The following is a 12,273-nucleotide window of genomic DNA, read 5'->3' on the forward strand; positions in this document are numbered from 1 at the left end:
GGGGTGACCGACGCCGTAGCAGCCATCCCAGAAGAAGCAGCCCCGGTCCCGCTCCTCGAACCGAAGGAGGGGATCCCGCCAGTCGTGGCGGACGAGCGGGCGCTGGCCGCCACCGTCGCCGCCTTCGCCGCGGGCACCGGACCGGTCGCCGTCGATGCCGAGCGGGCCTCCGGCTACCGCTACGGGCAGCGCGCGTACCTCATCCAGCTGCGCCGCGCGGGCGCCGGTACCGCGCTGATCGACCCGATCGCCTGCCCCGACCTCAGCCGTCTGGGTGACGCCCTGGCGGACACCGAGTGGGTCGTGCACGCAGCCACCCAGGACCTGCCCTGCCTCGCCGAGGTGGGGATGCGGCCGCAGCGGCTGTTCGACACCGAGCTGGCCGGCCGGATCGCCGGCTTCGCCCGCGTCGGACTCGGACCGATGACCGAGAACGTGCTCGGGCTGAGCCTGGCCAAGGAGCACTCGGCGGTCGACTGGTCCACCCGCCCGCTGCCCGAGCCGTGGCTGCGCTACGCCGCTCTGGACGTCGAGGTGCTGGTCGAGCTGCGGGACGCACTCGAACAGGAGCTGGACGCCCAGGGCAAACTCGACTGGGCGCTGGAGGAGTTCGCCGCGATCGCGAGCGCTCCCCGGCCCGCCCCCCGGACCGACCCGTGGCGCCGCACCTCCCAGCTGCACAAGGTCCGCCGGCGCCGCCAGCTGGCCGTGGTCCGCGAGCTGTGGCTGGCCCGGGACCGGATGGCGCAGGAGCGCGACGTCTCGCCGGGCCGGGTGCTCTCCGACGCCGCGATCGTCAACGCCGCGCTGGCCATGCCGCTGAACATCGCCGGGCTGCAGTCCGTCCAGGGCTTCGGGCCGCGCGTCCACCGCCGCCAGCTCGACCAGTGGCTGGCCGCCGTGCAGCAGGCCCGGGAGATCCCGGAGAACCAGCTGCCGCCCGCCTCCGCGCCGCACGACGGTCCGCCGCCGCCGCGCGCCTGGGCCGAGAAGGACCCGGTGGCCGCCGCCCGGCTGTCCGGGGCACGGGCCGCCGTCAGCGAGCTGGCCGAGACGCACAACCTGCCGGCCGAGAACCTGATCACCCCGGACCTGGTCCGCCGCGTCTCCTGGGAGCCGCCGGCCGACGCGAGCGCCGCCAACGTGGCGGCCGCGCTGCGCCGGCTCGGCGCCCGGCAGTGGCAGGTCGACCTGGTGGCACCGGTGATGGCCGCCGCCTTCACCAAGGCGGCGGAGCAGACCGACTGAGTCCCGACACCACGAGGGGATGCCGTCCCGGGACGGCATCCCCTTCGTCGTACCCGGGCCCGGATCCGGACCCGGCACGGACCGGCGGGACCTGGCAGGACCCGGCGGGGACGGGCGCGGGCGGGGCCGGCGGGGCACGACCGGACGGACGTGTCGCGGGACACACGGGGAGATGAGCCCTTCGGGCCTGGGCAGGTTGGTTACCGACCGGTAGCATGGCGGTGAAGCGGCGCCGCTGACGTCCTCCGGCACGGAGGAGACGGCGGCAGCCTGCCCACCTCAACCTGTTGGTCCCTGGGAGGAGAGCCCCCGTGCCTCGTACCGCGAGGGACGTCGTCTTCGTCGATGGCGTCCGCACCCCGTTCGGCAAGGCCGGCCCGAAGGGCATCTACCACGAGACGCGCGCCGACGACCTGGTCGTCAAGTGCATCCGGGAGCTCGTGCGCCGTAACCCGAACCTGCCCGTGGAGCGGATCGACGAGGTCGCCGTCGCGGCCACCACGCAGATCGGCGACCAGGGCCTGACCATCGGCCGCACCGCCGCGCTGCTGGCCGGCCTGCCGAAGTCCGTCCCGGGCTACTCGATCGACCGCATGTGTGCCGGCGCGCTGACCGCCGTCACCGCGACCGCCGGCGGCATCGCCTTCGGCGCCTACGACATCGTCGTGGCCGGCGGCGTCGAGCACATGGGCCGCCACCCGATGGGCGAGGGCGTCGACCCGAACCCGCGCTTCGTGTCCGAGAAGCTCGTCGACGAGTCCGCCCTGTTCATGGGGATGACCGCGGAGAACCTGCACGACCGGTTCCCGCACATCACCAAGGAGCGCTGCGACGCCTACGCCGTCCGCTCCCAGGAGAAGGCCGCCAAGGCGTACGCCAACGGCGACATCCAGCCCGACCTGGTGCCGGTCTCGATCCGCAACACCAACCCCGAGGTCGGCGAGACCGGCTGGGGCCTGGCCACCGTGGACGAGCCGCTGCGCCCGGGCACCACGATGGAGAGCCTGGCGGGTCTCAAGACCCCGTTCCGCCCGCACGGCAACATCACCGCGGGCAACTCGGCCGGCCTGAACGACGGCGCGACCGCCTCGCTGCTGGCCGCCGAGGACGTCGCCGAGGAGCTCGGCCTGCCGGTCAAGATGCGCATGGTCTCGTACGCCTTCGCGGGCGTCGAGCCCGAGGTGATGGGCATCGGTCCGGTGCCGGCCACCGAGAAGGCGCTGGCCAAGGCCGGTCTGACCATCGACGACATCCAGGCCTTCGAGGTCAACGAGGCCTTCGCCGTGCAGGTCCTGGCCTTCCTGGACCACTACGGCATCGCGGACGACGACGAGCGGGTCAACCCGTTCGGCGGCGCGATCGCCTTCGGCCACCCGCTGGCCTCCTCCGGCGTGCGCCTGATGAACCAGCTGGCCCGCCGCTTCGAGCAGCGCCCGGACGTCCGCTACGGCCTCACCACGATGTGCATCGGCTTCGGCATGGGCGGCACCATCATCTGGGAGAACCCGCACTTCGAGGGTGGTAAGTGACCATGAGCACCACTGAGCTGCTGAAGCACGGCGCCGAGCTGTTCCCCGGCGAGGTCGTGACCACCGCGCACGTCCGCCACCTGGACCTGCCGCTGCAGGCCGGTCGGCTGGCGCTGATCACCCTGGACAACGGCTTCGACCACACCAAGCCGACCACCTTCGGCCCGGGCTCGCTGCTGAAGCTGTCCGCCGCGCTGGACCAGGTCGAGGCCGAGGCCGCCGAGGGTTCGATCGTCGGTGTCGCGATCACCGGCAAGCCGTTCATCTTCGCGGTCGGCGCCGACCTCAAGGGCGTCGAGATCCTCAAGGCGCACGCCGACGCGCTGGCCATCGGCAAGGGCGGCCACGAGGTCTTCAAGCGGATCGCCGCGCTGCCCGTCCCCTCCTTCGCGTTCTACAACGGCGCGGCGATGGGCGGCGGCGTCGAGGTCGGCCTGCACGCCACCTACCGCACCGTCAGCACGGGCGTCCCGGCGTTCTCGCTGCCCGAGGTCTTCCTGGGCCTCGTCCCCGGCTGGGGCGGCTGCACCATCCTGCCGAACCTGATCGGTCCGGCGAAGGCCGTCAAGGTCATCATCGAGAACTCGATGAGCCAGAACAAGCAGCTCAGGGGCAAGGACGTCTTCGAGCTCGGCATCGCGGACGCGATCTTCGAGCCGGCCGACTTCCTGGAGCAGTCGCTGCTCTGGGCGGCCAAGGTCCTCACCGGCGACGTCGTGGTCGAGCGCGAGGCGATCGACCGCGGCAAGGCCTGGGACGACGCCGTCGCCTGGGGCCGCCTGGTCGCCGACGCCAAGGTGCACGGCGCGGCTCCCGCCGCGTACAAGGCACTGGACATCATCCAGCTGGTCAAGGACGCCGACCTGCAGGCCGGCTTCGACGCCGAGGACGCGGCCCTGGCCGACCTCATCATGAGCGGCGAGCTGCGCAGCGGCATCTACGCCTTCAACCTGGTGCAGCGCCGGGCCAAGCGCCCGTTCGGCGCGCCGGACAAGTCGCTGGCCCGCCCGGTCACCAAGGTCGGCGTCGTCGGCGCCGGTCTGATGGCCTCGCAGCTGGCGCTGCTGTTCGCCCGCCGTCTGGAGGTGCCGGTGGTCCTCACCGACATCGACCAGGAGCGCATCGACAAGGGCGTCGGCTACGTCCACGCCGAGATCGACAAGCTGCTCGACAAGGGCCGGATCGGCAAGGACAAGTCCAACCGCCTCAAGGGCCTGGTCACCGGCTCGCTCGACAAGGCCGCCGGCTTCGCCGACGCGGACTTCGTGATCGAGGCCGTGTTCGAGGAGATGGGCGTCAAGCAGACCGTCTTCGCGGACCTGGAGGACGTGGTCTCGCCGACCTGTGTGCTGGCGACCAACACCTCGTCCCTCTCGGTCAGCGAGATGGCCTCGAAGCTGAAGCACCCCGAGCGGGTCGTCGGCTTCCACTTCTTCAACCCGGTCGCGATCCTCCCGCTGCTGGAGATCGTGCGCGGCGAGCAGACCGACGACGCCTCGCTGGCGACGGCCTTCGGCGTCTCGAAGAAGCTGAAGAAGACCGCGGTGCTGGTCAAGGACGCCCCGGCGTTCGTGGTGAACCGGATCCTGACCCGCTTCATGGGCGAGATCCAGAACATCATCGACGAGGGCACCCCGATCGCCACCGTCGAGAAGGGCGTCGAGCCGCTCGGCCTGCCGATGTCCCCGATCGTGCTGCTGGAGCTGGTCGGCCCGGCCATCGCCCTGCACGTCTCGGAGACCCTGCACGGCGCGTTCCCGGAGCGGTTCACCGTCTCCGAGAACCTCGGCAAGGTGGTCAAGGCCGGCAAGCGCGGCTTCTACACCTGGGTCGACGGCAAGCAGGTGCTCGACCCCGAGGTGCTGGAGCTGCTCTCCTTCGGCGACACCGTGCTGACCGAGGAGCAGGTCCTGGCCCGCTCCCTGGACGCCGTGGCGCAGGAGATCGGCCTGATGCTGGAGGAGGGTGTCGTGGGCGAGGCCCAGGACATCGACCTCTGCATGATCACCGGTGCCGGCTGGCCCTTCCACCTGGGCGGGATCACCCCGTACCTGGACCGTGAGGGCGTCTCGGAGCGGGTGACCGGCAAGCGGTTCCTCGCCCCGGGTGTGGCCTCGGTGCCCGCCTAGCAGCGACGTGAGAGCCCCGGTGACCTGACAGGTCACCGGGGCTCTTCCATGGGCCCGTACGCCCCGTGCGGGGCCCACGGGCGGCCGCGCGGGGCCGGAGCGCGGTGCGGCCTCAGCGCTTGAGGCGGTACACCACGGTGTCGGCGAAGACGCCGACCATCTCGTAGTGGGTCTCCAGCAGGTTCTCGATCCTCGGCACCAGGTTGGGCTGGTAGGGCGCGAGGCCGGAGTCGTCCACCACGACCTCGGGCAGGCTCTTGGCGATCTCCTGGTCGAAGGTCTGCCAGGCGTTGCTGACGCTGAACTGCTCGCCGACGTTCTGGCTGCCGTCCTTGCCGCCGCTGTAGTTGGTCAGGAAGCCGGCCGTCAGGTAGCGGGTGGCCGGCTTGCGGTCGGCCAGCCAGTACAGCTCGGGGTGCATGCCCCAGACCAGCACGGTGTCCTTGGGCGTGGTCTGCGCGGCCACCGCGGTGGCCACCTCGGTGGTCCGGCTGAGCCGCTCCCCCGGCCAGGCCAGCGCCAGGCCCCAGAAGGTCGTGGCGGCCACCGCGGTGTACACCAGCACCGGCTTCCAGCGGATCGCCGAGGTGGCGACCGCGCCGGTGCCCAGCAGGACCAGCGGGGGCATCAGCTGCAGGTAGTAGTGGCCGAAGAAGTGGAAGCCCACGCTGACCGCGACGACCGAGGACAGCAGCCAGACCCAGAGGTCGGCGGTGGAGCCGTGCTCCTCCCCCGCGACGGGCAGCGGGCGGTGGCGGTACTTCAGCCAGAGCCGGCGGCCGACCGGCAGCAGGAAGCCCAGCCCGGCCCCGATCAGGATGGCCGTGTTGCCGAGCGCCCGGCCGGTCATCTGCAGCCAGGCGCCGCCGAAGGTGGCGTAGTCGCCGCTGCCGGTGACCACCCAGAACAGGAAGCCCTTGGGTTTGGTGAGGATCACCGCGACCAGCGCTATCGGCAGCGTGAACCCGAAGCCGATCTTGAACAGGGCGGGCGGCCAGCGCACCCCGCGCCGGCGGGCGTCCTGGTAGAGCATCCAGAGCACCGGCAGCAGGACCGCGCCGCCGGTCTGCTTGGTCAGCGAGCAGAGCGCCACCGCGATGCCCGCGGCCAGCCAGCGGCGCCGCTCGGCGTACCGGAAGGCGGCCACCATGGCGGGCAGCATGAAGACCTCGAAGGTGGCCGCCTGGGTGTCCTCCGGGGAGAGCCCGATGGAGACCAGCAGGTACAGCAGCCCGGCGCCGGCGCCGGCCCGGTTGCCCCAGCGGCCGCGGGCGATCGAGGCCAGCAGGATCGCGGTGACCAGGTGGGCGACCACCGCCAGGGTGCGCAGCGGCCAGAGCGAGGTGGAGCCGAAGAGCGCGAAGCAGGCCTGGTAGAGCCAGGGCAGCAGCGGCGGCTTGCGGTCCACCACGGTGTCGTAGAGCACACCGCCGTTGGCCAGCATCCGGGCCTGGGTGGCCAGGAAGCCCTCGTCGGGGCTCCAGACCGGTCGGACGAAGGAGGGGATGTGGGTGACGAGCGCGACCAGGGCCAGCACCGGCACCAGCCTCGTCCAGTAACCCTGGCGGACACTGGCGGGCAGGCGCTCGGCTAGCCCGGCGAGGCGGGGACGGGTGGGGGTCGGCACGAGTGACAACCTACCGGGCGGGATCGACGCGGGCAGCGCCGGTCCCGCCTTTCGGTGCGATTATCAGCCTGTTCTCCTGCGAACTGTTGCGAAGCCGGCGCAGACGGCCGCAGTCGGCCGCCGTGCGGCCGGCTCAGGCGTCGACGGCCGCGACGTCCAGCCGGGCGAGGCGGGAGACCAGGGCGGTGACCTGTCGGGCGATGTCCGGGGCGTTGAGGCCGATCTCGGCGAGGATCTCGGCCCGCGAGGCGTGGTCCAGGAACTCCTGCGGGATGCCGAAGTCGCGCAGCGGGACGTCCACGTCGGCGTCGCGCAGCGCCTGGGCGATCGCGGCGCCGACGCCGCCGACCCGGCCGTTGTCCTCGATGGTGACGACCGCCCGGTGCTCGGCCGCCAGGCCGGGCAGGGCCTGGTCCACCGGCTTGACCCAGCGCGGGTCCACCACGGTGGCGGTGATGCCCTGGGCGGCCAGCAGGTCGGCGACCTCCAGGCCGGTGGTGGCCAGCGCGCCGACCGCGACGATCAGCACGTCGGCGCGGCGGCCCTCGGCGCTCTCCGGGCCGGCCTCCTCGTTGGCGCGCAGCACGTCCATGCCGCCGATCCGGCCGACCGCGGGGACGGCCGGGCCGACCGTGCCCTTGGAGTAGCGGACCACGGTCGGGGCGTCGGTGACCTCGACCGCCTCGCGCAGCTGGGCGCGGAGCTGGTCGGCGTCGCGCGGGGCGGCCAGCCGCAGGGTCGGGACGACCTGCAGGATCGACATGTCCCACATGCCGTTGTGCGAGGCGCCGTCGGTGCCGGTGACACCGGCCCGGTCCAGGACGAAGGTGACGCCCAGCTTGTGCAGGGCGACGTCCATCAGGACCTGGTCGAAGGCCCGGTTGAGGAAGGTCGCGTAGACCGCGAAGACCGGGTGCAGGCCGTTGGTGGCCAGGCCGGCGGCGCTGGTCACGGCGTGCTGCTCGGCGATGCCGACGTCGAAGGTCCGCTCCGGGAAGGCCTTGGCGAACGGGGCCAGGCCGACCGGGTGGAGCATCGCGGCGGTGATGCCGACGATGTCCTCGCGCTCGTGGCCGAGCGCGACCATCTCCTCGCCGAACACCGAGGTCCAGTCCTTGCCGGCGCTCTTGATCGGCAGGCCGGTCTCCGGGTGGATCACGCCGACCGCGTGGAAGCGGTCCTCGTCGTTGTTCTCGGCGGCGTGGTAGCCGCGGCCCTTCTCGGTGAGGCAGTGCACGATCACCGGGCCGCCGAAGCCGCGCGCCTTGGTCAGCGCGGACTCCAGGGCGGTGAGGTCGTGGCCGTCGATCGGGCCGATGTACTTGAGGCCGAGGTCCTCGAACATGCCCTGCGGGGCGATGAAGTCCTTCAGGCCCTTCTTGGCGCCGTGCAGCGTCTCGAAGAGCTGCTGGCCGACCACGGGGGTGCGCTGCAGGGCGTCCTTGCCCCAGGAGAGGAAGCGCTCGTAGCCCTGGGTGGTGCGCAGCGTGGCGAGGTGGTTGGCCATCCCGCCGATGGTCGGCGAGTACGAGCGCTCGTTGTCGTTGACGACGATGACGAGCGGGCGGTCCTTGGCCTGGGCGTCGGCGATGTTGTTGAGCGCCTCCCAGGCCATGCCGCCGGTGAGCGCGCCGTCGCCGATCACGGCGACGACCGGGCGGTCGTGGTGGCCCTGGAGCTGGTTGGCCTTGGCCAGGCCGTCCGCGTAGGAGAGCACGGTGGAGGCGTGCGAGTTCTCGATCACGTCGTGCTCGGACTCGGCGCGCGACGGGTAGCCGGACAGGCCGCCCTTGGTGCGCAGCTGCGAGAAGTCCTGGCGGCCGGTGAGCAGCTTGTGGACGTAGCTCTGGTGGCCGGTGTCGAAGAGGATGCGGTCGCGCGGGGAGTCGAAGACGCGGTGCAGCGCGATGGTCAGCTCCACCACGCCGAGGTTGGGGCCGAGGTGGCCGCCCGTCTTGGAGACCTCGGTCACCAGGAAGGTCCGGATCTCCTGGGCCAGCGCGGCCAGCTGTCCGGGCGTGAGCCGGTCGAGATCGCGCGGTCCCCGAATGCGGGTCAGCAGGGCCACCCGTTCCTCCTCGTTCAAAGTTGCGGACCGCACGCGGTCCGACGGGCGTCGCTGCCCTGTCGCCGGCGCGCTCCCACGGTCTCGGTCGGTGCCGACCGGTCGAGTCTAATGTCCGCTTGGCGGACACCGGGCGGGGCGCCCGGTGCCACCGGCCCGTCACCCCGCCCCGGCTGCGACTCACGATCGAGCGGCGGACGCCCGTTCGGGTCGGGCGACGGACGCCTGGACGGATCGGCCGATGGCCCCCGACTCGCCCATCTCGCTCATCACCAGGGCGAGCGCGCCGAGCACCTCGGCGCGGCCGCCCAGGGTGCCGGGGACGACCGAGAGCTGGCGGGCGGCGCTGGGGATGGCGTAGCGGGCGACGGAGTCGCGGATCGGGGCGAGCACCAGCTCACCGGCCTCGGCGAGGTCGCCGCCGAGGATGACGCGGCGGGGGTTGAGCAGGTTGCACAGGGTGGCGACGCCGGTGCCGATCTGCCGGCCGGCGTCGGCGATGACCCGGCGGCAGCCGAGGTCGCCCTGGTGGGCCAGCTCGACCACCCGCGGCAGCGTGAGGTCCGGGCCGAGCGTGGTGCTGAGCAGGTTGAGCAGGTAGCGGGAGCCGACGAAGGTCTCCAGGCAGCCGCGGTTGCCGCAGCGGCAGACCGGCCCGGCCTCGTCCAGGGTGATGTGCCCGATCTCACCCGCGGTGCCGCCCGGACCGCGGTAGATCTGGCCGTTGACCACCAGGCCGGCGCCGACGCCGCTGGCCACCTTGATGTAGGCGAGGTCGCTCAGGCCGCGCCCGGCGCCCCAGACCAGCTCGCCGAGCGCGCCGAGGTTGGCGTCGTTGTCCACGTGCACCGGCATGCCGAGCCGGGCGGCCAGCTCCCGGCCGGGGGCGATCCCGGTCCAGCCGGGCAGGATCGCGGTGGAGCCGAGCGCCCCGGTCTCCACGTCGATCGGGCCGGGGACGCCGAGGCCGACGCCGATCACCTTGTCGGGACGGAAGCCGGCCTGCTGGAGCAGCCGGTCGACCAGCGCCTCGGCGCGGTCGAAGCCCTGGGCGGCCGAGACGTCGACGTCGATCGGCTCGCTCTCCTCGGCGAGCACCCGGTGGGCCAGGTTGCCGACGGCGACCCTGAGGTGGGTGTGGCCGAAGTCGATGCCGACCACGATCCCGGCGTCACCGCTGAGCGAGACGCTGCGGGCGCGGCGGCCGCCGGAGGAGGTGTCGGCGACCACGACGGTGCCGCTCTCCTTGAGCTCCCGCACGATGTTGGACACGGTGGCCGCCGAGAGCCCGGTGCCGCGGGCGATCTCGGCCTGGGTCAGCGAGCCGGCCATCCGCACCGCCCGCAGGACCCGTTCGAGATTGGCCCGGTGCAGTGAGGACTGCGAGCCCGGTGTGTCCGTCGACATGATCCACCCTTCCAAGGGCGAGGGAACCCCTCCGCCGGGTGCTCCCTTCAACTCCTGAAGCCTAGGCCCTGCGCGGCCCGGTGGCGCGTTCCCTGCGGATGATCACGGACCGCACCGCGGACGGCACCGCGGGCCACGGCGGCGGGGGCGGCGCGGACGGCTCCGCGGCGGACGAGAGCGCGCAGCTCAGCGGTACGGCACGCGCGGTCCGGGGCTCCTGCGGCCGCCCGAAATCGGCCCACCCGTACGATGGTGCCCATTCTCACCCGTCCCACCGGCCGCGGACGTGAACCGGCAGGGGGACGCTTCCAGACATGACGGGGCATCACATGGCAGGGGATCACCCTACTCCGGGGTCAGGCGAAACGCCCGGCACCGGTCCACAGGACAACCGGGGCGTCTCGCTGGGGCGCACGCCGGGCGGCGTGGACCCGGCCGCGGTGGCGGACCAGATGACACAGCTCGACGGCGCCCCGGTGCCGGGCCAGGGTGGACCGGCGGCGCCGGGCACACCGCCGGCCCAGCCGCCGGTGCAGCCGCCCGCGCCCGGCAGCGAGTACGCCTACGCGCCCACCGCCGCCGCCTTCCCCGCGCAGAGCGCGCCGCCGCCCCCGCCCGGCGCCCCGGTCGGACCGTTCGACCCGACCCCGCCCCCGTTCGCCGCGCCCAACGCCGGTCAGCAGTACGGCTACCCCACGCCGCAGCCCACCAACGGCGCCGGCTACGGGTACCCGCAGCAGCCGCAGCAGCCCGGGTACGGCTACCCGGGCGCGCCGGTGCCGCCGGCGCCCAAGCAGCGCAACCCCGTCATGCTCTGGGGCGGCATCATCGGCGGCGTGCTGGCGATCGCCATCATCGCCGGCCTGGTCGTGCTGTTCACCGGCAACGACCACAACAAGAAGGACGACCCGGTCGCGAGCACCGGCGGCACCACGTCCGGTGGCACCACCGGCGGCGCCAGCGGCGACCCCTCCGCCTCGGGAAGCACGGGCGGCACCGGCGGCGGGGGCGGCGGCAAGGCCGGCTCCTACAACCTCGCGTGGAGCGCCGCCAAGCCCGCCAACGCCAGCAGCGGCGCGCAGATCCTCGGGATCTGGGGCGCCGAGAAGACCGTCGTCCGGGCCGACACCACCGGCATCCGCGGCCTCAACTCCGCCGACGGCAAGGAGATGTGGTCGGTCGCGCCGCCGGCCGGCGCCAAGGAGTTCTGCACCGTCTCGTACGGGGTCAACTCCAAGCACGTCGCCGCGGTCTCCTTCAACACCGGTGACAGCGACTGCTCCACGGTCGGCGCGGTCGACATCAGCACCGGCAAGCTGCTCTGGTCGGCCAAGGTGTCCACCGAGCGGATCTCCTCGCCGACCCTGAGCATCACCGACAAGGTCATCGCGGTCGGCGGCAGCAGCGCCGTCGGCGCGGTGAGCGTCGCCGACGGCTCGCCGGTGTGGCAGTTCCAGCCGCGCGACAAGGACTGCAGCATCTACGGCAAGGTGGCCGGCAACCAGATCGCGGTCAGCGACCGCTGCTACGGGAGCGGCGCCAACCCGAAGTCGCAGCTGCAGATCGTGGACGCCGAGACCGGCAAGGCGGCCGGCACGGCGACCCCGCTGGACGGCACCATCGAGCGCGTCGACAAGGTCGTCTCGGACCAGCCGCTGGTGCTGCTGATGACGGGCAGCTCCAGCGGCGACTACCTGCTGCCGTTCGACAAGGGCAACAAGCCGCTGGCCAAGATGTCGGTCAAGGAGCCCGGTGCGGACAGCCTGCGGCTCTCCGGCCAGGCGGACGCGTTCACCCAGAACGTGGTCAGCGGCACCACGCTGTACGTCCAGGTCAACCCCTCCAAGCCGGCCGTCAACGCCTACGACCTGACCACCGGCAAGCGGCTCTGGTCGTCCACCGGCGGCACCAGCGAGGGCATCCGGCTGGTCTCCGGCACCGACAAGGACGGCAAGGTCCGCGCGCTGCTGGACATGGGATACGGCAAGGACGCCAAGCTGGTCACGCTCTCGCCCACCGACGGCGCACCCAGCGACCTCGGGGTGATCAGCGTGCCCAAGGGCACCTACACCAGCTACAGCACCAGCGAGTACGTGCTGCAGTCGGACGGCTCGCTGTACGGCTTCTCGCGCGGCGCCGGCTCCGACGCCCCGGTGGTCAAGTACGCGAAGAAGTGACGTACGCGGCGCGCTAGGTCGCCGGCTCCGTCGCGGCGGGGTGGAACGGGCCTCGGGCCGGTTCCACCCCGCCGCGATTATTCGCCGGGCC

The 12,273-nt window shown here is 72.6% G+C and carries 7 protein-coding genes; 4 read left to right on the top strand and 3 right to left on the bottom strand.

Translation table 11 applies throughout. The features are described from left to right. Positions 1-3 precede the first annotated feature (3 nt). The 3 genes from ACFVVX_RS05640 to ACFVVX_RS05650 all read left to right on the top strand — a co-directional run bounded on the left by ACFVVX_RS05640 (position 4) and on the right by ACFVVX_RS05650 (position 4,906). Positions 4-1,248, top strand: coding sequence for a ribonuclease D (locus ACFVVX_RS05640; protein ID WP_387941723.1), 1,245 nt, complete (start codon positions 4-6; stop codon positions 1,246-1,248). Between the two features lie 311 nt (positions 1,249-1,559). Then, positions 1,560-2,777, top strand: a complete 1,218-nt coding sequence (locus ACFVVX_RS05645) for a thiolase family protein (RefSeq protein WP_387941725.1) — start codon at positions 1,560-1,562, stop codon at positions 2,775-2,777. Positions 2,778-2,779: 2 nt separating this feature from the next. Further along, positions 2,780-4,906 carry a 3-hydroxyacyl-CoA dehydrogenase NAD-binding domain-containing protein gene (locus tag ACFVVX_RS05650; protein ID WP_387941727.1) on the top strand — a complete coding sequence of 709 codons (2,127 nt, stop codon included), beginning with the start codon at positions 2,780-2,782 and terminating at the stop codon, positions 4,904-4,906. 112 nt (positions 4,907-5,018) lie between these two features. Here ACFVVX_RS05650 and ACFVVX_RS05655 read toward each other — a convergent pair whose 3' ends face one another. The 3 genes from ACFVVX_RS05655 to ACFVVX_RS05665 all read right to left on the bottom strand — a co-directional run bounded on the left by ACFVVX_RS05655 (position 5,019) and on the right by ACFVVX_RS05665 (position 10,005). Next, positions 5,019-6,533 (bottom strand): ArnT family glycosyltransferase, encoded by a 1,515-nt coding sequence (locus tag ACFVVX_RS05655; RefSeq protein WP_387941729.1) that lies wholly within the window; start codon positions 6,531-6,533, stop codon positions 5,019-5,021. Between the two features lie 133 nt (positions 6,534-6,666). Next, complete coding sequence (dxs, locus tag ACFVVX_RS05660; protein ID WP_387941731.1) at positions 6,667-8,601, bottom strand: 1-deoxy-D-xylulose-5-phosphate synthase; 1,935 nt, start codon at positions 8,599-8,601, stop codon at positions 6,667-6,669. A 177-nt stretch (positions 8,602-8,778) separates the two neighbouring features. Beyond that, positions 8,779-10,005, bottom strand: a complete 1,227-nt coding sequence (locus ACFVVX_RS05665) for an ROK family protein (protein WP_387941733.1) — start codon at positions 10,003-10,005, stop codon at positions 8,779-8,781. A 452-nt stretch (positions 10,006-10,457) separates the two neighbouring features. Here ACFVVX_RS05665 and ACFVVX_RS05670 point away from each other — a divergent pair, with 452 nt between their 5' ends. Beyond that, positions 10,458-12,182, top strand: a complete 1,725-nt coding sequence (locus tag ACFVVX_RS05670; RefSeq protein ID WP_387941735.1) for a PQQ-binding-like beta-propeller repeat protein — start codon at positions 10,458-10,460, stop codon at positions 12,180-12,182. Positions 12,183-12,273: the final 91 nt, after the last annotated feature.

It is taken from the genome of Kitasatospora sp. NPDC058170 (assembly GCF_042883905.1).
Taxonomy (GTDB): Bacteria; Actinomycetota; Actinomycetes; order Streptomycetales; family Streptomycetaceae; genus Kitasatospora.